17 protein-coding genes are annotated in these 21,446 nt (G+C 46.0%); 7 read left to right on the top strand and 10 right to left on the bottom strand.

Features of this window, described 5'->3' with window-relative positions:
* Window positions 1-12: 12 nt before the first annotated feature.
* The 4 genes from myaer_RS15720 to myaer_RS21710 form a co-directional block, all read right to left on the bottom strand.
* The gene (locus myaer_RS15720) at window positions 13-2,061 is read right to left on the bottom strand and encodes a DNA phosphorothioation-associated putative methyltransferase (RefSeq protein ID WP_046662785.1); all 2,049 of its coding nucleotides are present in this window, start codon (window positions 2,059-2,061) and stop codon (window positions 13-15) included.
* Between the two features lie 43 nt (window positions 2,062-2,104).
* Window positions 2,105-2,884 carry a photosystem II S4 domain protein gene (locus myaer_RS15725; protein ID WP_046662786.1) on the bottom strand — a complete coding sequence of 260 codons (780 nt, stop codon included), beginning with the start codon at window positions 2,882-2,884 and terminating at the stop codon, window positions 2,105-2,107.
* A gap of 71 nt (window positions 2,885-2,955) precedes the next feature.
* Window positions 2,956-3,465: a hypothetical protein gene (locus tag myaer_RS15730; protein WP_002789175.1), complete on the bottom strand. Its 510-nt coding sequence runs from the start codon at window positions 3,463-3,465 to the stop codon at window positions 2,956-2,958.
* Window positions 3,466-3,582: 117 nt separating this feature from the next.
* A complete protein-coding gene (locus tag myaer_RS21710) occupies window positions 3,583-3,750 on the bottom strand; it encodes a hypothetical protein (protein ID WP_201262024.1) in 168 nt (55 codons plus the stop codon).
* A 303-nt stretch (window positions 3,751-4,053) separates the two neighbouring features.
* Here myaer_RS21710 and pyrC point away from each other — a divergent pair, with 303 nt between their 5' ends.
* The gene (gene pyrC, locus myaer_RS15740) at window positions 4,054-5,085 is read left to right on the top strand and encodes a dihydroorotase (RefSeq protein WP_046662788.1); all 1,032 of its coding nucleotides are present in this window, start codon (window positions 4,054-4,056) and stop codon (window positions 5,083-5,085) included.
* Window positions 5,086-5,127: 42 nt separating this feature from the next.
* Here the strand turns inward: pyrC and myaer_RS15745 are convergent, their stop codons facing one another.
* From myaer_RS15745 to myaer_RS15755, 3 genes are all read right to left on the bottom strand, one after another.
* Window positions 5,128-6,423 (bottom strand): Glu/Leu/Phe/Val family dehydrogenase, encoded by a 1,296-nt coding sequence (locus myaer_RS15745; protein ID WP_201261997.1) that lies wholly within the window; start codon window positions 6,421-6,423, stop codon window positions 5,128-5,130.
* A 135-nt stretch (window positions 6,424-6,558) separates the two neighbouring features.
* Window positions 6,559-7,701 carry a hybrid sensor histidine kinase/response regulator gene (locus myaer_RS15750; RefSeq protein WP_046662790.1) on the bottom strand — a complete coding sequence of 381 codons (1,143 nt, stop codon included), beginning with the start codon at window positions 7,699-7,701 and terminating at the stop codon, window positions 6,559-6,561.
* A gap of 516 nt (window positions 7,702-8,217) precedes the next feature.
* Window positions 8,218-10,032 carry a S8 family serine peptidase gene (locus myaer_RS15755; protein WP_080949774.1) on the bottom strand — a complete coding sequence of 605 codons (1,815 nt, stop codon included), beginning with the start codon at window positions 10,030-10,032 and terminating at the stop codon, window positions 8,218-8,220.
* 736 nt (window positions 10,033-10,768) lie between these two features.
* Between myaer_RS15755 and myaer_RS15760 the strand changes: the two genes are divergently transcribed.
* A complete protein-coding gene (locus myaer_RS15760) occupies window positions 10,769-11,557 on the top strand; it encodes a response regulator transcription factor (RefSeq protein WP_046662791.1) in 789 nt (262 codons plus the stop codon).
* Window positions 11,558-11,642: 85 nt separating this feature from the next.
* Here the strand turns inward: myaer_RS15760 and ftsH are convergent, their stop codons facing one another.
* Window positions 11,643-13,538: an ATP-dependent zinc metalloprotease FtsH gene (ftsH, locus tag myaer_RS15765; RefSeq protein ID WP_046662792.1), complete on the bottom strand. Its 1,896-nt coding sequence runs from the start codon at window positions 13,536-13,538 to the stop codon at window positions 11,643-11,645.
* Between the two features lie 214 nt (window positions 13,539-13,752).
* Between ftsH and rimP the strand changes: the two genes are divergently transcribed.
* The 5 genes from rimP to myaer_RS15790 all read left to right on the top strand — a co-directional run bounded on the left by rimP (window position 13,753) and on the right by myaer_RS15790 (window position 19,759).
* Window positions 13,753-14,223: a ribosome maturation factor RimP gene (gene rimP, locus myaer_RS15770; RefSeq protein ID WP_046662793.1), complete on the top strand. Its 471-nt coding sequence runs from the start codon at window positions 13,753-13,755 to the stop codon at window positions 14,221-14,223.
* Between the two features lie 176 nt (window positions 14,224-14,399).
* The gene (gene nusA, locus myaer_RS15775; protein ID WP_046662794.1) at window positions 14,400-15,596 is read left to right on the top strand and encodes a transcription termination factor NusA; all 1,197 of its coding nucleotides are present in this window, start codon (window positions 14,400-14,402) and stop codon (window positions 15,594-15,596) included.
* Window positions 15,593-15,874 (top strand): YlxR family protein, encoded by a 282-nt coding sequence (locus tag myaer_RS15780; protein ID WP_046662795.1) that lies wholly within the window; start codon window positions 15,593-15,595, stop codon window positions 15,872-15,874. Before nusA ends, myaer_RS15780 begins: the two co-directional genes overlap by 4 nt.
* 112 nt (window positions 15,875-15,986) lie before the next feature.
* Entirely contained in the window at window positions 15,987-19,043 is a 3,057-nt protein-coding gene (infB, locus tag myaer_RS15785) for a translation initiation factor IF-2 (RefSeq protein ID WP_046662796.1), read from the top strand.
* A 146-nt stretch (window positions 19,044-19,189) separates the two neighbouring features.
* The gene (locus myaer_RS15790; protein WP_046662797.1) at window positions 19,190-19,759 is read left to right on the top strand and encodes a low-complexity tail membrane protein; all 570 of its coding nucleotides are present in this window, start codon (window positions 19,190-19,192) and stop codon (window positions 19,757-19,759) included.
* 26 nt (window positions 19,760-19,785) lie between these two features.
* Here the strand turns inward: myaer_RS15790 and myaer_RS15795 are convergent, their stop codons facing one another.
* Both myaer_RS15795 and myaer_RS15800 read right to left on the bottom strand, forming a co-directional pair.
* Window positions 19,786-20,514 (bottom strand): carbonic anhydrase, encoded by a 729-nt coding sequence (locus myaer_RS15795; protein ID WP_046662798.1) that lies wholly within the window; start codon window positions 20,512-20,514, stop codon window positions 19,786-19,788.
* Window positions 20,515-20,542: 28 nt separating this feature from the next.
* Window positions 20,543-21,274: a Uma2 family endonuclease gene (locus tag myaer_RS15800; protein ID WP_046662799.1), complete on the bottom strand. Its 732-nt coding sequence runs from the start codon at window positions 21,272-21,274 to the stop codon at window positions 20,543-20,545.
* Window positions 21,275-21,446: the final 172 nt, after the last annotated feature.

Below are 21,446 nucleotides of genomic sequence, written 5' to 3' on the forward strand. Positions count from 1 at the left end.
TTACTTAATTACTCAGGAAGACTTATTTTGATTTCTTCTGGCGTTAATTTTAGCGCGTAAAATCCTCACTTTATAGGGATCAGCATCTTTTCGCCACAGTATCTGATAGCCTTTGATTGTAGCACAATTCTCCTCTAAACATTTTTGCCAACCCTGTAAACGTTCGATCGCTTTTCTATCCTCTAACAATCCCCAATCCTTTTCTAATTGAGTTAAGCGAACCAATTTATCATAGTTAGGATAATCCGCCGTTACTAAAAGCTCTTTTTCGTGTAGAATTGGCGGATTAGGACTATCCCGATAATCGCGAAAACTAAAATCAGCCGAACCTAAATATACATCCATGCTAGTGGCTAAAATCGGATGAATTTCTGTATCAAAATTGGGGTAATAGAGATAGGAAATTTTGGGTTGACGAAAGGATAAACGAATAACGTTAGCATTTTCTAACCGTCCGATAGTTTGACTAGCACAACCTTCATATAAGCGTAATAACATCGGTAATTTTTCCAGAATGCTAATATGAATAGTTAGGGAATAACGGGAAAGTTTGCCTAGAGAACTATTTTCACAAGTACGAGCGATTGCTGGCAAATTTCCCGCACTTATTAACACTTCTTCTGCTAAAGCGCAAGCATTGCGATAACTGCCAAATAAAGCTTTAAAATCGGCACGGGTAGCGGGGGATAATTCCCGTACTTTCGGACATTGGCTAAATTGACTTAAAGCTAAATAAAGTAAAAGATCTGCGCGTCTTTTATCGGCAATTATCTCCCATTCTTCCCCTTCTGTTACTTGTAAAATCACTTGAAAAGCTCGTCTAAAAGTCCCAAATTCTGCCTTAATTTCTTCCTCTTGTAATAATTCTCCTGCAACGGGTAAACGTCCTTGTTGGGTGTAAAATTCCATCAGGGGAGTTAATAAATCTTCGTAATCTTCAAAGCGTTTGAGATGGGTTTTAATTTTAGGAGTGGCAGTGCGGGAACGACATCTCGATAAACGAAAAGTTTCGGCTTTTTCTTCCTCTCGAAAAACTAGATAAATTCCCAAAGTTATTGGAATAGAATCAACTCCTAAACTGCTATCAATATACTGTTTTAGCTCTTCCTGTTGATAGTATTTTTGAAAGGTATTGCGACGGGTTATAATTCCATCTTCATAAGCCATTAAACCCCGTTCGCTATCATCAATTAAAATCTGTGCCGAAACAATTAAAACTTGACGGGTTAATTGCCAAGCTTTTAATAAAGCTTCCTGCCGTTCTTCGGCGGATTCAATAACATTAATTACATAGCCTAAATTAACAATATCAGATTCAATTAAAGGACTATCGGGACGATAATAAGGATCCCAACCTTCACTTTGATAACCCTGTTCAGCTATGCGTTCTATATCACCTCCATAACCACAACCGTAATCAAAAAAAGTGGTTTCAGGAAGAAATAATCCCGCCGCTAATGCTAATCTTGTCGGACGAGAAAGGGTTTTGCGAACAAGAGCGGCTTTGTGGCGATCAATTATTATCGATTTTTCCTTTTGTCCCTCTAAATTACAAACTAAATAATCTCCTGCAAAATCAAGGTGATGCTTTCTTAAAAGCCGTTGCCATTCCTGTTTAGTACCGATGGGATAAGAACTATTTAAAAGTCCTAAAGCACTCTCGATTTTTGTGAGATGATCGAATTGTTCATAAAGAGGATAGTCCCTAGTAACAAAAGTTTCTTTTCGGTGTAAAATGGGCGGATTATCAGCATTTTGATAATTCCATTCACTTAAGATTAATGTCCCCAAATCTACCACTAAACTTTTAGTTAAAACTGGGTGAGGTTCCCGATCAAAATCGGGATAAAAAAGATAGGATATTTTCGGTTTATCGGTGCTAAATTTAATTATTGTTGCCTCAGATAAATGCTGATTAATTCTTGCTTGTTGTTCGTAATTCTGGAGAATAGGATCAAGTTGATGTAATGCTTCTCGATGAACATAAAGCGCCCCCGGTAATAGTTTACCGATGGGACTAACTTGACACAGTTGCACGATTAAGGTGAAATTATCAGCCATGGCAATTAATCTGTCTAATGACAAATTCTAGAGACAGAAAAAACTAAATAAATCTAGTTAAATGAACCCGATAGCGCTCTTTTTTTGTCACAGTCACCTCACCCACTTCTAAACGACCTTTTCCCCGAAAAGAAATCAAATCACCGGTTTTAACGTTATAACTAGATTGACTGATATCTTTCCAGTTAACTCGCACATCCCCAGCACTAATTGCCTCGGCCATTTTACTGCGAGAAATGCCAAAACCCGCCGAGGCAATCGCATCCAAACGTAAGGAAGCTTCCACAGTATTAATTTCTTTTTTTTGCGGTGGTCTAACTTTTAATTCCGTCAAAGGAATCGGGCTAGTTTTCACGGGAACCGAACGCACTTGTAGTAAATTAGCACATAAAAAATCTGCCAATTCAGGCACTACAATCGCCTGCGCTCCTCGCTCACCTAAAACGATTATATCGCCGACTTTTTCCCGGACGATCCCTGTCCCCAACATTGCCCCTAAAAAATCCCGGTGGTTAGCGGTATCAAAAAGAAAATTACCGGCAATATCAAGGGCAGATAGGGGAATATCTGTTTCTGCCAAAGGTAAATCAACTCTAGCAATACCGATGCGCTGTCTTTCTGCTTGGGGATAACCGCCCCATTTCTGCATTGACACATCGGTTAAACGCTGAAAAACCCGTTCTACTTCCGCCAAAACCGCAGGAGAAAGAAAGTCTGTCACCGTCACTTCCCAAGTCTTAATCGCTTGTTCGGCTTTATCAATAACTTTCGCTATGTCCTCGCGGTTTTCAACACCCTTTAGTAATTCTTCTCTTGGTAACATTGTTTTCTGGTAATTAATCAAAACTTCTTAGGAAAAAATCAGATGAACCATAACTTATTCCCGATAACCGTTCACCGTTCTAGGGCGTATCCTTGCAGATTTTCGGGGTTAAATTGACGGAGGATAAGAGTCGCTTGATTTTTCAGGTTTTCCGAACCCTGCACGATAATAATATATTTTCCGGCACCGAGACGATTGCGATAGGGAAGTGCATCACCACTGCCGGACGATAAACCCACACCACCACCGACGAAAATACTGCCCATCGCCCCCCCAATCGCCCCGGCAATACCGCCGACGATATGATTGCCCGGTTCTCCGGCCCAATCAAAGGTATGCAACCCCGTAATCAGGTTAAAAAGGTAGCCACCGGCAAAACCGAAGGGAATTAGCCAAAAAGCCATGAGAGTGGCCCGTTTTTTGGCCTGTTGAAAGGGATCGATCAAACCGAACTCATCGGCACTTTTATAGCCGCGACCGAGAATGGTCACTTGAGATTGGGGAATTCCCGCCTTTTCCAGGGCAACGGAAGCTTCTTCTGCTTGTATGCGATCAGCTAACACGGCAATGAGATAATTCATATTCTCCAACTTTTTAGGCTATCTTCATCTCCTATTGTAAGGATTTTGGGGACTGAAAAGCCGCTCGATCGAGAAAATATTCAAGGGGATGCGTTAGTCAATCTTAGATAGGATTGATTAATGTGGAATTATTAGCAATTCAAGAAATTGCTCTATCTTAGTTATTTCTGGTACTACTTGACCATAAAGATCGAGGAAGATAGTCGAATTATCATTATTAACAAGAAGTTTTTCGGGATTATTACCATTGGGATTAGACTGTAAAGTTTGACTCACTCCTGTCATTATTTGAATGTTTTTATCGGCTACATCTGAGTTAAAAACTAAAAAATAGATTAGATTTTTGTTAATAATAGCTAGTCTTAATAAATCCACTTGTCCGCCAATTAAATTTATGAGAAAAAAGAGAAATAAATACCGCAGTTCTAGCCTTCTCTTATCGACCTATACCAATTTAGATGCGCGGCAGCTTATTAGTTAAAACCGACTTGACTGCTGAAATAAGGAATTGATTCCCTGACTGAAGATTGACTTCTCTCTTGTGTTTAGTTGTGGCGCTGGGATCCCTAACCATTGTATCATGGAAAAATGCGAAGACTCACAATCACTCGACCCGACGACTGGCACCTTCATCTCCGCGACGGTGCGGCACTGAAAGCGGTTCTACCCCATACGGTGCGTCAGTTTGCCCGTGCCATTATCATGCCAAATTTAAAGCCCCCAGTGCGCTCGGTGGCCGATGCCGCCTCCTACCGCGAGCGCATTCTGGCAGCAGTTCCAGAGGGTCAACAGTTCGAGCCACTGATGACACTATATCTCACCGATAATACCAGTCCCGAAGAAATCATGGCGGCGAAAGCCTCCCAGTTTGTCAAAGCGGTGAAATACTACCCAGCCGGTGCCACCACTAATTCCGACTTGGGGGTGACGGACCTTCGTCGGTGCGATCGCGTTTTGGCAGCGATGGAGCAGGTAGATATGCCGCTACTACTGCACGGAGAAGTCACCGATGGTGATATTGATGTGTTCGATCGAGAGAAAGTGTTCATTGAGAAGCACTTGCTCCCACTGATAACAAGATTTCCGAAACTGCGCGTCGTCTTTGAACACATTACCACTGCCGATGCGGTCAACTTTGTTCTATCTGCTAACAACAACGTCGCCGCCACAATTACGCCCCAACATTTATTGTTTAGCCGAAACATTCTCTTTACCGGGGGCATTCGTCCCCATTTTTATTGCCTGCCGATTTTGAAACGAGAGGATCATCGTTTGGCACTTTTGCAAGCGGCAACATCGGGCAATCCCAAGTTTTTTCTAGGGACCGATAGTGCGCCCCATTCTCGCTACAGCAAGGAAAGTTCCTGTGGCTGCGCGGGTTGTTATTCGGCTCTGCACGCCCTAGAGTTGTACGCAGAAGCTTTTGAGAGTGTCGATGCAATTGAGCAACTGGAAGGGTTCGCCAGCTTCCACGGTCCAGATTTCTATCAACTCCCCCGAAATACGGAACAAATCACCTTAACCAAAACCCCTTGGCGCATTCCCGATGAATTGCCATTTCCCGAATCCGGACTGGTGCCGTTACGAGCGGGTGAAGAGATAAGCTGGCAATTAGGGTAATAAAAACCGCCAGTCTTAGCTTACCTAAAATGTTTGTGGTTTTTATGCTCCCGTCTTATTTTGATAATAATCGCGGGTTCCCTTGGCATCTAGGGCCTCACCGAGACGAGTAATAGCCTGGGCGTAGGCGGCGTTACGCAGAGATATATCGAACTCCTGGGCGAAAGACCAGACTTTTTCCGCTTCTGTCACCATTCTTTCTTTTAAGCGCTCATTGATCTCGTTTAATCGCCAATAAAGACCGCTGCGATTTTGCACCCATTCAAAATAACTCACCGTTACCCCACCGGCGTTAACTAGAATATCGGGGAAAACGAGAATCCCTTTTGATTCTAAAATGCGATCGGCTTCTGAGGTAGTCGGACCATTGGCCACTTCAAAGATATATTTTGCCCGCACGCGATCGGCATTTTCGGCGGTAATTTGGTTTTCTAGGGCGGCTGGAATCAAAATATCTACATCTAGGGCTAATAATTCTTCATTACTAATCGCCTCGTGTTCTACGATATTACACACAGTACCCTCACAGTAAATAGCAGTAATTCCGCGATGTTCCTGTTTATAATCACGAATGCTGGCAATATCTAGGCCTTTTTCCCGATAAATGCCGCCCTGGGAATCACTTACCGCCACCACTTGATAACCGGCTTTGGCGAGGAGATCCGCCACTACGGCCCCAGCGTTACCGAATCCTTGGACGGCTACGGTAGTATTAGCGGGTTTTTTGTCTAATTTCGGCAAAAGAGAATGGATGACATGAAAAGCACCCGTTCCCGTCGCCGTATCGCGGCCGCGACTGCCTCCCATGGTTAAAGGTTTCCCCGTCACCACCGCCGGACTAATTTTACGCTGAATGATGCTGTACTGGTCCATCATCCAACCCATGATCATCTCGTTGGTATAGACATCGGGGGCAAGAATATCGACATCGGGACCGATAAAGTCGGCTATACCCTCGATATAACCCCGGCTAAGGCGTTCTAACTCGGCTTTTGACAATTCTTTCGGATTGAGGGTAATGCCGCCCTTAGCCCCACCAAAGGGCAAATCCAGCAGGGCGCATTTAAAGGTCATCCAAAAGGCTAGGGACTGCACCTCATCGATGTTGACGTTGGGATGATAGCGCACACCTCCCTTGCCAGGGCCACGGGTGTCATCGTAGCGGACGCGGTAGCCTTGGAAGATTCTTAAAGTGCCGTTGTCCATACGGACGGGTATGGAGACGCTGAGACTAGCTTTGGGATATTTTAACCGCTCGATCGCATCATCGGAAATGGAGACATACTTAAGGGCCCGTTCTAGGCGACTGCTGGCATCGGTAAAGAGTGATTTCGACATGATTTTTTTTCCTCTATCTATCCCCATTAGAACAGGTCAAAACCGTATATTTTGCTACAGTTTATTTTTCTTAATTAACCATAGACAAGAATTGCCGACAAGTGTTCTCAAACAAGGTTACTGTCGGGGTTAACTTCAGTTGCGAGAAAAGAGGCTTGACCCGGGAGGATAGCATCGGCTTTCCGAGTTATATTCTAGATTAAGAGGCAAATAAACGGTAAAAGTTGTGCCTTGATCTAGCTGAGAATCGACAGTAATTTTTCCTCGATGTTTTTCAATAATTTGACGGGAAAGATATAATCCTAAACCGCTGCTAACGCAACGTTGGTGGTTAGTCGGAAAGATATCAAATAGGCAAATTTTTTCTTCTTCAGTAATACCGATTCCCGTATCAGTAACGGTAAAAATTAACTGTTTTAATTCCCGATCATCTATACTCAAACTAACATTGACTGAGCCACTATCGGTAAATTTAATCGCATTAGTGATCAGATTCGTGGCCATGCGTCGCAATTCTAATTTATCTCCCATGAGAGTATATTTTGCCTTGGCAGCCCAGAGAAAATCAAGGGGTAAATGTTTCTCGTCCGCTAGGGGTTGCAATTCCCGAATCACTTCCAGAATAATTGCCGGTAAATCCACTTCTGTGTAATCAAGGGTTTTGCGATCGGCTTCGTAGAGATAAACTTCCAGTAAATTATTAACCATCTGCAATAAATTGCGATTATTGCGGGTCATGGCATCGATAACTTCTAGCAAGTTTTCCGATAATTCTCCTAAGACACCCTGCTGCATTAAGCTAAACATTCTTTCGGCCGCCACTAGCGGTGTTCTTAAATCGTGGGTGAGACGGGAGACAAAATCCTCACGAATGCGAACCATCTGTTCCCGTTCATCGATACTATGTTTTAACTGGAGCAGCGATCGCACTCTGGCGATTAATTCACCGATATGGAGGGGTTTACGGATAAAATCATCGACTCCTAGCGCTAAACCCTTGATCACACTAGCTTGATCGTCGGTTGAAATTAACAGGATCGGGATATAAGGTAAGTTGCTATCTTGACGGATTTTTTGGGTGAGTTGGTACCCATCGATCTCCGGCATCATCACATCGAGTAAAATCAGGTGAGGAGGGGAAATTCTGATTTTTTCCAGAGCTAACACCCCATTATTGGCTTTAATGATCTCAAATCCCTGACTTTGTAAAATGGCATCGATGAGTGAGAGATTTTCTGGCACATCATCCACCACGAGGACGCGAGCGCTTAATTCCATTTAATTTTAATGCCAACGATACTATGACGGCATTTCTCGTCAAGATAAAGTGTAACCTAAAAAGTGCAAGGGTTTTCAGACTTGCGGTAGTTATAACCTTGCACTTGTTTGGGAAAAAAGGGCTTAAAACCGTTAACCGCACTGAATTCTACTTTTATTCAGCCAACCCTAAATAGGGTTGGCGGCAAAAAGTAGGGGCGAAGCATTCGGATAGAAAATCTACGGTTTCACCGATAGGTTATGCCCGAATGCTTCGCCCCTACAGGACGTGAGCCGATGAAGATGCAAGATTTTGAACCAAGATTCTCTCAAAATCTTGCACCTGTTTCGCCAGAAAAGCCACAAAACCCCTATCCTGCCTACATTTCACATTTATTCAGCCAACCCTAAATAAATCACAGAACCGATGATCCTATCATCGGTTCTGTGAACTCGTTGACGGAAAATGGAAATCAGGCATCAGCGAAAAGCTGATGCCTGAAGATAAGATATCTGAGTCCGAAAAACAGCTAAGTTTTAGGCGACATTACCAGCTGTGTCCGTAATAATTTGACGTACTTGAGCATCGGTCAGATTCGGATTGGCACTCAACATTAAGGCTACCACTCCAGCCACATGGGGTGCTGCCATGGAGGTTCCACTCAAGAAACCATAGCCACCATTAGGGAGAGTAGAATACACTTGTACGCCTGGAGCGGTGACATACCGCATCGAAGAATTGGAGCCAGCACGATTGGAGAAGGAAGCCATCTGGTTAGAACTATCAACGGCACCTACGGCAAGACCCCAAGAGGTGGCACTGGAAGCGGGATAACCGGGTTGAGCTGCCCCCTCATTACCGGCGGCCATAACTACGATAACACCGCTACTGCTGGCATACTGGAGGGCCGATTGAACTGCACTGTCAGTGCTACCACCACCCAAACTCATATTAATCACATCGGCACCGTTGTCCACGGCGTAGCGAATTCCTTGGGCAACGCCACTATAGCTGCCACTACCAGAATCGTCCAAAACTTTCACTGGCATAATTCTGGAATTGTAGGCCACACCAGTGGCCCCGAAACCATTATTACCGGCAGCAATAGTTCCCGCCACATGAGTACCATGGCTGTTGCCATCTAAAGTGTTATTATTGCCATTGGCAAAGTTCCAGCCATAAACGTCATCAACGTAACCGTTGCCATCGTTATCAAGACCATCATTGGCAATTTCGCCCGCATTCGTCCAAATATTGCCCGCTAAGTCGGCATGATTGCGGTCAACTCCTGTATCTAGTACAGCAACGACTACTCCTTGTCCTGTATAACCTCTTGCCCAAGCTTCCGGAGCATTAACTAAGTTAACCCCCCAGTCATTAGCACCACCAAAAGTGGGAACATCGGCAAAAGGACTTTCATTCAAGGCTCCGGCGACGGCTGCTGCGGCATTAACTAAACCGTATCCTGAAATGGCACTATATCCGGGTGCAACTGTGGCTGTGGTCGCCGACAGGGCTAAGTTATAGTTAGTGCTGCCACTGTAGGGATATACCTGGACAAAGTAAGTACCCGCACTGAGTTGACGAGTAATACTCTCACTGCTGTTACTGCTATTAGTTGAGCTAGTAATCACACTGCCATTACTATCTAATAAGGACACATCGGCATCGTCACTTAATCCCGTTAAATTCAGGCTAAAGTCGCTAGTGGTTCCTAAACTAAAACGATAGTAATCATTGGTGTCTGTAGAACCAACAAAATCACTGTAGCTGGTGGGAGTTGCTCCAATGGTGATATCACGGGCCGTTGCTAAGGTATTGCCGGCGTTGTCAGGAATCGCTAGAGGAGCGGCAGCTAAACTTAAGTTATAGTTAGTGCTGCCTCTGTAAGGATAAACCCGGACATAGTAAGTACCCGCATTGAGTTGACGAGTAATACTCTCACTGCTGTTATTGTTATTAGTCGATTTAGTAATCACACGGCCATTACTATTTAACAAGGACACATCAGCATCGGCACTTAATCCCGTTAAATTCAGGCTAAAGTTGCTGGTGTCTCCTAAACTAAAACGATAGTAATCATTGGTGTCTGTAGAACCAACGAAATCGCTGTAGGTGGTGGGAGTCGCTCCAATGGTGATATCACGGGCCGTTGTTAAGGTATTGCCAGCGTTATCTAAGGTAGTAAGATCAAGGCTCGCTACTTCTTCTTTGAAAAGAGACGTGGCTCGATTAGTGGCTATGGTGGGAAAAATTGATGAGTTATTCCCCGCTAAAAATTTCTCAAAACCTGAGGAATCTAGACCATCTATATAGTTATAGATGTCGTTGGCGGCAAAGTTATCTATCATGGTGTTCCGGTCGTTTTTTAGTGGTTAGATGGCTGAGAAAACAATCAAGAATATCTGATCACAAAGGCAATATTGGCCAGCTTTTGGGTAAGCATCCAAAAGGTTAGCGCAATTTAAATCTGGATTCCACCACACTCTGATCCTATTCCAGAGAATACCTTGAATGGGGTTCGATAGTCAAGATATTTTCGGGGACGTATGAATTACAAATTCTGAATTAGGAAGTGGGTAGTGGGGTGATAAAATTATGAATCATAAGTTATAATGGACATTCCGCACATCTTCCTATACTTTTATATATTTTTACATTACCCAAGATATTTTGACGAAAAACCTTGATTGTAGAAACCACTATTGAGAACATTTTCAATAATTGATTTTTTCTCTCAGAAAAAATCAATTATTCACCTTGATAAAAATCCGTCATTGTAGCTATAGTCCCTACGGGCAAGGGATTGTCAGCAATATATTAGTAAAAATTATCAATTGAATGTTAAGAAGTGCGGAAAGTGGGATAAATTATGAATTACAAATTATGAATCATGAATTATGAAGTGGGCAGATGGGGAGAAGGGAGCAGGGAGAAAAAAGCGTTCGTGTTAGTGAGCTTGTCGAACTACTGAGCTTGTGCCGAAGTCTGACAGCTAACGAATGTTACGATTGTTACAACATCTTGACATTAATTCTGATACCCTGACAATGTGTCAATCTGTGCAGTAATGGGGCGGAAACTCAGGTGGTATCGATCCTTATTTCTATTGTTGAGGGCAACCCGCACTTGCGATCGCTATTAGCTTGGCATCTGCAACAGGCTGGTTATTTGGTCAATCAATCGGCAACCCTGCAAAGTGCGCGTCAAACTTTCCTTCATCGTCAACCAACCTTAGCAATTATCGATTCCGACTTGCCAGATGGGGATGGAATCGAACTGTGCCGTTGGCTTTATCAACAAAAACAGTCTTTAATACTGATTCTCTCGGCCCGCAATAGCGAAAAAGATGTGGTCAATGGTTTAAAAGCAGGGGCCGACGACTACCTGAGAAAGCCCTTTGGAATGCAAGAATTTATGGCTAGGGTAGAAGTGTTAACCCGTCGTTTAGGCAGTAGGGCTGCTCCTCTACACTTGGATTATGGAGAATTAAAAATAGATTTAGCCCAACGACGGGTACAATTTCGCGGGGAATATATCGAATTAACCCCCCAAGAATTTAGCCTACTCTACGTTTTAGCCCAAGCGGAGGGAACACCCCTATCAAGAGCCGATTTACTGCGTCGCGCTTGGCCCGAGGAAATCGATAATCCCCGGACAATAGATACTCATGTTCTCTCTCTGCGGAAAAAAATCGAAACCGATCCCAGGCAACCTAATTTAATTCAAACCGTCCGCAACGTCGGCTATCGTTTCAATTTAGAAATGTTGGCCGAGATCAATTCAGCTTTAGAAGCTAATATTATTGCCTCCACCAAAGGCAATCATAACGGCCATTCCATGAGTAAAATCCCCGCTCACAATGTTAGTCGTTAATTCTGGCTTTGTCCGACCGATTAGCAGATTTTTGGCTGAAATCGTCTCCTAACCACTGAATCGAAGCGAGGAGACGAAGGGCAAGTTAAACCGTAGTCACCATTGACCGAGCCGCTTGTCGCTGAAATTCCGTCAATAAACGCCGGAATTCGTCACCGTCAATGGTTTCCTGTTCAATCAGTATATCCACCAAGCGATCGATCGCCACACGATTGTCAAGGATAAGTTTTGTTGCTAAATCGTGGCATTGCTTGACAAGTTCCCGCACTTGTGCATCAATTTTCGCCATCATCGCGAAAGAATGGTCGGCATGATAACCAGCGCCAGCACCACCGAGATAGGAATTACCATCCTCCTCTAGGGCAATCAATCCCAATTCCGACATTCCCAGACGCGTTACCATCTGTCGGGCCAGATAGGTAATTTTTTCAATATCATTACCAGCACCGGTGGTCACTTCATCCTCACCGAAGACACATTCCTCCGCCACCCGTCCCCCTAATAATCCCGCAATTCGGGCCAATAACTGGGAACGACTGGTTAAACCCTGTTCCTCATCGGGAGTGAACCAAGTTAACCCCTGCGCTTGACCTCGGGGAATCAGGGTAACTTTTTCCACTTGATCGTGACCGGGACAGAGAGTACCGACAATCGCATGGCCGACTTCATGATAGGCGATCAAACGCTTGGCTTTACTATCAACTAAAGCGCGCCCTTCCATACCGGCCACAATCCGATCAATCGCATCGTTGACTTCCTCCATGGTAATCGCCTCTTTCCGTCTTCTAGCGGTAAAAATCGCTGCTTCGTTGAGCATATTAGCCAAATCTGCCCCAGTAAAACCGGGGGTGCGACGGGCGATCGCCTCCAAAGCCACATCGGCAGCCACCTTTTTATCGCGAGAATGGACCTCTAAAATGCCCAAACGTCCCTTAAAATCTGGATAATCCACCACCACCTGTCGGTCAAAACGACCCGGACGCAGCAAGGCCGAATCCAAAACATCAGGCCTGTTGGTGGCGGCAATGACGATAATGCCAGTATTTCCCTCAAAACCGTCCATTTCCGTCAATAATTGGTTCAGGGTTTGTTCCCGTTCATCATTACCTCCCCCATAACCGATCCCTCTTTGACGACCAACGGCATCAATTTCATCGATAAAAACCAAACAAGGGGCATTTTCCTGGGCTTTTCGGAACAAATCTCGCACTCGCGACGCACCAACCCCGACAAACATCTCGACAAATTCCGACCCGGAGATGCTGAAAAAAGGCACTCCCGCCTCTCCTGCGATCGCTTTAGCCAGCAAAGTTTTCCCCGTCCCCGGGGGACCAATTAACAGGACTCCCTTGGGGATTTTTGCGCCAATAGCCGTAAATTTTTCCGGTTGTTTGAGGAATGTTACTACTTCCTGTAGATCTTCCTTGGCCTCATCCACACCCTCCACATCATTGAATTGTATGCCAGTTTTCGCCTCCATCTGAAACCGCGCCCTTGATTTACCGAAGTTCATCGCTTGACCGGAAGCATTGGCAGAACGACGGATAATAAACACCAATAATCCCAAGACGAGAATAATCACTAACAGGTTAGTGAGAACATTGATCAAGGCCGAATTGTCAGTGCTGGGGAGAATGCCGTACTCAATTTTTTCAGCATCGAGTTTCTTGATTAATTCGGGATTTTGGTCAAATAAATTGACTTCTTTCGGGGGATCCTTATCCGTTTGACCGACGAGGGTAACTGCTGCCTGCTGCAAAGAAGGATTGATTTCCACCTTTTTTACCTTGCCTTGGTCAATCTTCTCTAACAATTCACCGTAGGTGAGGGTATTTGGGTTTTTTTGACTCCAAGCAGGAGTGACATGGCCAAAGGTTTGCAGAATCATCCAAGTGCTGACAATCCCTTTCCATACTTGCCGATTACCACGATTCTTAGCTGACTTGGCTCTAACTACGATGAGCGGAGATTTTTGATCCATAATTGACTCTATATCTAGTTACCCTGTATTCATTGTGACAGATCGACTCGATCGTGACCACTGTTCTGTTTTTGCCCCGGCACGACCCTGAGGGCAAATAGTGATGACGGTTTTTTGCTATACTGTATTCAGCTAGGTGGTCTAACCACTGCCTATCCCAATCACTAACAGTTTAGGGAAGTGGGTTTCGCCCGCTTTTTTTATTGTCCAAATCATGACCCATCCGCTCATTCCCGACCTGCTGCACCTAGCCACCCCTATCGCTGAAAACTTGGGGCTAGAAGTGGTCGATATCGTTTTTCAAACCAATAAAAGGCCTCCCGTCCTGCGCGTCGATATTCGCAATCTTGCGGGAGATACTGGTTTAGAGGACTGTGAGCAGATGAGTCGGGCCCTAGAAACCGCCCTCGACAGTCAAGAAATCTTACCCGGGGCCTACGTTTTAGAAATATCTAGCCCTGGCATTTCTCGACAACTGAGCAGCGAGCGCGAATTTCAGTCTTTTAAAGGTTTTCCCGTCATCGTTACTGGCCAGGATAGCCAGGGAAAATCGCAAGAATGGCGCGGAAAACTGCAAGGTAGAGATGAGCAATCTATTTATCTTAACCAAAAAGGTCGCTCCCTGACCATCGATCGCACTACCGTCATCAGCGTCCGTTTAGATGAGCAGCGCAATAATCAGTAAACAGTAATCAGTGATCAGTAAACAGTGATCAGGGATAAGGATGAAGATAAATAACTCACTAACTGATTAACTTAAAACTTACATCTGATAACTGATAACTGATAACTGATAACTGATAACTGATAAGCTGACGGCTAAAAAAACTAATAACTCAAAAGTAAGGAGAAAAAATAACTATGGCTACTGTTAATTTGCCTGGGTTAAAAATAATGCTCGAAGAAATTAGCCAACGACATAATCTGCCCAAAAATGCCGTACAGGAAGCCTTGCGTGAGGCACTTCTCAAGGGTTATGAACGTTATCGACGCGCCCAAAGTTTAGAAAAAGCCGCTCAATTCCATGAAGATTATTTCAATAACTTTGATGTGGAATTAGACGTAGAAGAAGAAGGCTTTCGCATCCTTTCTACAAAAACTATTGTCGAAGAAGTGACTAATCCCGACCATCACATCGGTCTCAAAGAAGTGCAAGAAGTGGCCGATGAGGCCCAATTAGGGGATGAAGTAGTTCTGGATGTCACCCCCGACCAAAAAGAATTTGGTCGCATGGCGGCGATTCAAACTAAACAGGTTTTACTGCAAAAACTGCGGGATAACCAACGTAAATTGATTCAAGAGGAGTTCCAAGATCTGGAAGGAACCGTTTTACAGGCCCGGGTCGTCCGTTTTGAAAGACAGGCCGCTATTGTCATGGTACAAAGCACCTACGGTCAACCGGAAGTGGAAGCAGAACTACCCAAACGGGAACAACTGCCCAACGATAACTATCGCGCCAACGCCACCTTTAAAGTGCTGCTCAAAAAAGTCCTGGAAGGTTCTCACCGCGGCCCGCAATTAATCGTTTCCAGAGCGGCGGCGGGTTTGGTAGTATATCTGTTCGCTAACGAAGTTCCCGAAATCGAGGAGGAAATCGTGCGGATTGTCGCCGTCGCTCGAGAAGCCAATCCCCCCTCCCGTCACGTTGGTTCGCGCACAAAAATCGCCGTCGATACCTTAGAGAGAGACGTGGATCCGGTTGGGGCTTGTATTGGGGCTAGAGGTTCGCGGATTCAAGCCGTGGTGAACGAATTGCGGGGCGAAAAAATCGACGTGATTCGCTGGTCTCCAGATCCCGCCACCTACATCGCCAATGCCCTTAGTCCCGCCCGTATTGACCAAGTTTTGTTCACTAATGCCGAAGAAAGACAAGCACTGGTACTGGTTGCCCAGGATCAATTAAGTTTAGCGATTGGTAAAGAAGGACAGAACGTGCGTTTAGCCGCCCGTCTGACGGGCTGGAAAATCGATATTAAGGATATAGCCCTCTATAAAGGCGAACAAGAGGTAAAAACCGATGAAAACGACTCAGAATATCAGGATTTAGACCGAGAATGAATCCCTTCGTCAATTATCGACGCTGTATTAGCTGCCGTCTCTTCGCCCCAAAAGAATCTTTTTGGCGAATTGTCCGACTACACCCGTCCGGACAGATACAATTAGATCAAGGCATGGGCAGGGCCGCCTATATCTGTCCGCAGCCCCACTGTCTGCAACTAGCTCGGCAAAAAAATCGTCTCGGACGCGCCCTAAAAGCCAATATTCCCGAAAAGATCTATGAGTCCTTGCAAGAGCGACTCGGGCCCGCCGGGCAATTCAGACCAAATCAGGATTAAAATTGACGATCATAGCCACAAAATCGTTAGCATAGGAATGGGGCAGTCTTGACAGGATAAAAAAATCAGCCAACTTATTAGGATCACTAACACTTTAGCCGGGGGATAATGGATGAGTAACACGAAAGTCAGAATTTACGATTTATCAAAAGAATTGAATCTAGACAACAAAGACATTTTGGACATCTGTGACCAGTTGAACATCGAGTACAAGAGCCACAGTAGCACGATCAGCGAAGAGGAAGCCCAACGCATCAAGGCGATCGCCGCGAAGGGAGTTACCTCGGGTATCAGTAAAAATAGCACGGGTCAGCGAGAATCGGCTAGTCCTGCCGAAGAAAAAAAACAAAAGATTTTAGCCCTGCATAAACACAACCGCCCCGAAACCGGCGAAGATGGGCTAACCTATCCCGGTTCGGTCGGTTCCTCGGCCAAACCGACTTTAATCAGTCCCCCTCGTCCCCCGGTTAAACCCCTTGTCGCTCCCCCGGGGCGCGACGCTGTGGCCGAAAAAACTCCCCCCACCGCTGCGGAGATGCCATCTCAGGCCCCCAGTGTTAAAGAAACCCCGACCGAAACCCCGCTAGTGCCAGAAGTATCCCCCACCTTAATCGCGCCCCCTAATCGACCCTCCCTCACCCCGAAACCACGCCCGGGCAGCGCCTCGGACCGGCCAGAACCCCGACCTAAAAATGCCCCTGGCAGTAACGACAGGCCTCCTTGCCCTGAGCCAAGTCGAAGGGGGGGAGAAAAACGCGAGCGCGGCGAGAGCGAAAACGCCCCTAGTCCTGAGCGCAGGGTTAGCTTGGCTAAACCAGAAAAACCGACCCTCAACCGCAAACCCGACGGAAAAAGCCCGAAACTGGCGGAACCAGCTAGAGAAGTGCGGGAGACGGCGGAATTGAAGCGCCCGGTTCGCCCTGGTATGCCCGCTAAAATCTCGGCTACTGGCGAGGAAGAAACCGACACCACCAAGAAATCCGGTGTTGATGGCACAGAAATCGATACAGATACCGGATTGCTCGGAGCAGACGGACCCAAAAAACTCAAACGACCGACCATGCCCCCTCGCATGGCCAAAAAATCTACCTGGGAAGAAGAAGAAGAAGAAGAGAAAAAAGCGGCCAAAACTGCCAAAACTGCCGGCAAAAACAAACGCCGCACCCAAGCCCTCTTTGAAGATGATGATGATCTAGAATCGGAACTATCCGGGTTAATTAATACCCCCAGTTTTACCCTTTCCACCGCTCGTCCCCCCAAACCGCCCAGCGCTAAAGCAACCACCCCCGGCACCCCAACAGCAGTCAAAGTTAAGCGCCCCAGTAAACCAACCGCCCACACCGGCAGCCCGAAAAGCGAGCGCCAAGAACCCCAAGAGGAAAAACGCCCGGAAAGCATCATCATCACTGGTAGTCTAACCGTGCGCGACCTCTCGGAATTGATGAAAGTCCCCGAAACCGAGATCATCAGAACCCTATTTTTTAAAGGGATGGCGGTTAATATCACCCAAACTCTCGACGTGGACACGATCGAAATGATCGCCAGGGACTTCGAGATGACCGTGGAAACCCCCAGCACCCAGTCGGCGGCGATCAAAACCACGGAAATGATCGATGTCTCCGACTGGGAAAGTCTCCAGCGTCGTCCCCCCGTCGTCACCATTATGGGTCACGTTGACCACGGTAAAACCACTCTCCTCGACTCGATCCGCAAAACCAAAGTCGCCCAGGGGGAAGCCGGCGGCATCACCCAGCATATCGGTGCTTACCACGTCGATGTGGAACATAACGGCAAACCGGAACAGATTGTCTTTTTGGATACCCCCGGCCACGAAGCTTTTACCGCCATGCGGGCCCGCGGGGCGAGAGTCACCGATATAGCGGTGCTGGTGGTGGCCGCCGATGATGGCGTACAACCCCAAACGAAAGAGGCAATCAGTCACGCCAGGGCCGCCGAAGTCCCCATCGTGGTGGCGATTAACAAAGTCGATAAACCCTCGGCTAACCCCGACCGGATTAAACAGGAATTGACCGAACAGGGACTGGTGGCCGAAGATTGGGGCGGTGAGACGATCATGGTTCCCGTTAGCGCCCTGCGGGGTGAAAATCTCGATAATCTGCTGGAAATGATCCTCTTGGTGGCAGAAGTAGAGGAATTGGTCGCTAACCCCGATCGCCTGGCCAAGGGAACCGTCATCGAAGCTAACCTCGATCGCACCAAAGGTCCCGTGGCTACCCTGCTCGTCCAGAATGGCACTCTCCGCGTCGGTGATAGCATCGTCGCTGGTTCCGTTTTCGGCAAAATTCGGGCCATGATCGATGATCGCGGTCAAAAAGTCGAAGCGGCCACCCCCTCCTTCGCCGTGGAAATCCTCGGTCTTAGTGATGTCCCGGCCGCCGGCGATGAATTCGATGTCTACGAAAGTGAGAAAGAGGCCCGGTCGATCGCTGATCAACGGGCGATCGAACAACGCAACACCCGTTTACAACAGGCCCTCTCCTCCCGTCGCGTTAGCCTTAGCACCCTCTCTATCCAAGCTCAAGAAGGACAACTCAAGGAACTTAATCTCATCCTCAAGGCAGATGTGCAAGGTTCCGTCGAGGCCATCCTCGGTGCGCTTAAACAGTTACCCCAAAACGAAGTGCAGATTCGCGTTCTCCTCGCCTCTCCGGGGGAAATCACCGAAACCGATGTGGATCTGGCCGCCGCTAGTGGTGCGGTGGTGGTGGGCTTTAATACCACCCTGGCCAGTGGGGCCAGGGCTGCCGCCGATCGGGAAGGAGTAGATATCCGCGATTACAATATCATCTACAAGCTCCTCGATGATATTCAAGGGGCGATGGAAGGTCTTCTCGACCCCGAAGAAGTGGAAGAACACCTCGGTTTCGCCGAAGTGCGTGCCGTCTTCACCGTCGGCCGGGGAGCCGTGGCGGGCTGTTATGTCCAATCTGGTAAACTGGTGCGGAATCGCTTCCTGCGCGTGCGTCGCGGCAAGGAAATTGTTTATCAGGGAGTTCTCGATTCCCTCAAACGGATGAAGGAAGATGCCCGGGAAGTAGCCACCGGTTTCGAGTGCGGTGTCGGTGTTTCTAAATTCAATGACTGGAAAGAAGGCGACATTATCGAAGCCTACGAAATGGTCATGAAACGCCGCACTTTATCCAGTTAATTACACTTGAACCGTCGGGAGTCGGGAGTCAGCCTTAAATCAGTTATCAGTTATCAGTTATCAGTCATAATTCCCCCACTCCCCCACTCCCCCATCTCCCCACTTCATAATTCATAATTCATAATTTATAATTCTCATTTCCCTCTATGAAATCAGAACCTTTTTTGTGGATTCATCTGGCAGGGTTAGCGGCTTTGCCAATCTTTTTACAAATCGCTTGGATTGGTTTAGCTGTGGGTGATCCCTTGCCTTTTCTTTGGCTAGAATGGCTATTTCTGGGAGCGATCGCCATCGTCCCCGTTTTTTGGATGCAGTGGACAAAACCTTTTGATATCTTTAGTCTTTTGTTGGTCGCTCTGAAACCGAGTCAACTCACCCCCGAACAGTTAAAAATTCTCTCTCTTTTTCAACGTCCTCGCCATCGTCTTCTTACTCTTTTGGGAGTCCTCCTCCTAATTCTCATCGCTTGGCCCATCTATAATTTTGCCCCTCTAGCGGCTGCCGTGGCCGCCTATCTCCCCCAATGGCGGCTTTTAGGTTTAGCAATCGCTGGGATCGCTCTCCTCTTAAGTCACCTATTTCTACAGGTTCCTCTGAGTGTTCTGGGGGTTTTAGCCACGAAGGAAAGTGACTGGACAGCCACCGAAGCTTTAGTTATTGAGCGCATTCCTGAGTTATTTACCATTGTTGGTCTAAAAGTTAATAAAATTATCTAAATTAGCCAAAATGCCGACAATTTCGCCTAGGAATGCCAGATTGATCGCCCGTTTAAGGGTTGAATATTCCTCGCATTACTCGGAAAAATCACGGCCAATTGTTGCAGTTGTTGGGGAGAAATTTCGATCGCATTTTGCCAGACTAACCAGAGAACATCCTCGCTACAGGGGGGAGTGGACAAAGACCCCCGATATTCATAAAAACCGCTATTTTCCGGCAGTAAAAGCCCAGCATTGACCCAAGTATCGGGGATAATCATTTCAGGAGAAGGTTCTTGGGGCAAATAATCCCAAATGGTTTGTAAATAGGGATTAAAAGCGCCGATTTCGGCTAAAATGCCCACAACTGCTAAATTTCCCCTCTCATTCCCATGCACTAAATGAATTTCCAGAGGGAAAGACTGACCTTTAATCCGATGTTCGCTGGGGTGATGAAAATGGAACTGCAATAAATGCCAGTTTTCGCCGTGAAAACTCATGTTTCCACCTTTTTCGGTCTGAACTAAGATTGTACGACCGTTATGGCGAATTTTTAGGGGTACAGGACGATAATTAAAGGTGGGGTGGTATAGCTCTTTTTCAGACACTATACTCAGATCGATCGGTGTTTGTTGCTTTCCCGTAGTGCAGAGGCGATAATTCCTTGATAATTCGCCCCAATGGTCAATATTTTGATAATTCCAAGCAAATTCTGGATTAATAGCCCCAAAAAGAGCCTGAGAGCCTATAAATTGCAGTAATTCTCGTCTATACATGGGATTAAATCTAGCAATTATCAGATAATCAGAAATTTTCTTGGGGATTTATGCCCAATTCCCGCAGTTTAGCCGCTAATTTTGCGGCTTTCTGCCTTTCCTGTTGGACTTGATTTTCTGCTTCTACAGCCCGATTTTCTGCCTGTTGTGCCGCTTCTGCGGGAGTGGGTACTAATTCGCCTTCGGGGGTAAAATAGCGCAATTTATTGGCAGCTAAACCCAAATATAAGCCTAATTGTTGACTCCAGAGCCATCCCTGCGGATTGGGAGCAATCGGTTGATATTGACCGCTAATTAGGGTAAATCCTTGAAATTCTAAGCTTTCTGGGTCAAACCAAAAATAATCGGGAGTGCGAAATATATCTTGATAAATTTGTTTTTTCTCCTCTCGGTCAACTTTGGCGGTACTATCGGAGAGAATTTCGATAATTAAATTGGGATATTTACCCTCTTCTTGCCAAACTACCCAACTTCTGCGGTTGGGATTGGGATTTGTCCCCAAAACGACGAAAAAATCGGGACCACGGCAGAATTCTGGCTTTTTCTGGTTGGGACTGTAATAAATGGTTAAATTGCCGGCGGCAAAATAATCTTCTCGCTCGCGCCACCACCATTCTAAACACTGAATTAATAAAATAATTTGTTGTAGATGTAGGTTACTTTCCAAAGGGGGTTCATCACTCCAAAATTCCCCTTCTGGGAAGATTATCTCAGGGTTTACATGAGACTCGACTAGGGGTAAGCTTTGAGCGATAGTCATGGTTTTCCAACAGAGATAGGTTGATAATTAATTATAAACTAAATTTGTTACAGCAGTTAGCAATCAGTCCTCAGCCCTTAACTATTTCACTGTAGATTTATCAATGTTTTAACCTTGCGAATCAGTGCTATTTTTGGGAAGTTGTTGATATTTTTTCTATTCGATTTGACTA

This window comes from Microcystis aeruginosa NIES-2549, from assembly GCF_000981785.2.
Classification (GTDB): domain Bacteria; phylum Cyanobacteriota; class Cyanobacteriia; order Cyanobacteriales; family Microcystaceae; genus Microcystis; species Microcystis aeruginosa_C.

What these genes read in the sequence shown, in the direction of transcription:
- myaer_RS15720 (WP_046662785.1), bottom strand. Translation starts at nt 2,061, where the DNA reads ATGGCTGATAATTTCACCTTAATCGTGCAACTGTGTCAAGTTAGTCCC.
- myaer_RS15725 (WP_046662786.1), bottom strand. Translation starts at nt 2,884, where the DNA reads ATGTTACCAAGAGAAGAATTACTAAAGGGTGTTGAAAACCGCGAGGAC.
- myaer_RS15730 (WP_002789175.1), bottom strand. Translation starts at nt 3,465, where the DNA reads ATGAATTATCTCATTGCCGTGTTAGCTGATCGCATACAAGCAGAAGAA.
- myaer_RS21710 (WP_201262024.1), bottom strand. Translation starts at nt 3,750, where the DNA reads ATGACAGGAGTGAGTCAAACTTTACAGTCTAATCCCAATGGTAATAAT.
- pyrC (WP_046662788.1), top strand. Translation starts at nt 4,054, where the DNA reads ATGCGAAGACTCACAATCACTCGACCCGACGACTGGCACCTTCATCTC.
- myaer_RS15745 (WP_201261997.1), bottom strand. Translation starts at nt 6,423, where the DNA reads ATGTCGAAATCACTCTTTACCGATGCCAGCAGTCGCCTAGAACGGGCC.
- myaer_RS15750 (WP_046662790.1), bottom strand. Translation starts at nt 7,701, where the DNA reads ATGGAATTAAGCGCTCGCGTCCTCGTGGTGGATGATGTGCCAGAAAAT.
- myaer_RS15755 (WP_080949774.1), bottom strand. Translation starts at nt 10,032, where the DNA reads ATGATAGATAACTTTGCCGCCAACGACATCTATAACTATATAGATGGT.
- ftsH (WP_046662792.1), bottom strand. Translation starts at nt 13,538, where the DNA reads ATGGATCAAAAATCTCCGCTCATCGTAGTTAGAGCCAAGTCAGCTAAG.
- rimP (WP_046662793.1), top strand. Translation starts at nt 13,753, where the DNA reads ATGACCCATCCGCTCATTCCCGACCTGCTGCACCTAGCCACCCCTATC.
- nusA (WP_046662794.1), top strand. Translation starts at nt 14,400, where the DNA reads ATGGCTACTGTTAATTTGCCTGGGTTAAAAATAATGCTCGAAGAAATT.
- myaer_RS15780 (WP_046662795.1), top strand. Translation starts at nt 15,593, where the DNA reads ATGAATCCCTTCGTCAATTATCGACGCTGTATTAGCTGCCGTCTCTTC.
- infB (WP_046662796.1), top strand. Translation starts at nt 15,987, where the DNA reads ATGAGTAACACGAAAGTCAGAATTTACGATTTATCAAAAGAATTGAAT.
- myaer_RS15790 (WP_046662797.1), top strand. Translation starts at nt 19,190, where the DNA reads ATGAAATCAGAACCTTTTTTGTGGATTCATCTGGCAGGGTTAGCGGCT.
- myaer_RS15795 (WP_046662798.1), bottom strand. Translation starts at nt 20,514, where the DNA reads ATGTATAGACGAGAATTACTGCAATTTATAGGCTCTCAGGCTCTTTTT.
- myaer_RS15800 (WP_046662799.1), bottom strand. Translation starts at nt 21,274, where the DNA reads ATGACTATCGCTCAAAGCTTACCCCTAGTCGAGTCTCATGTAAACCCT.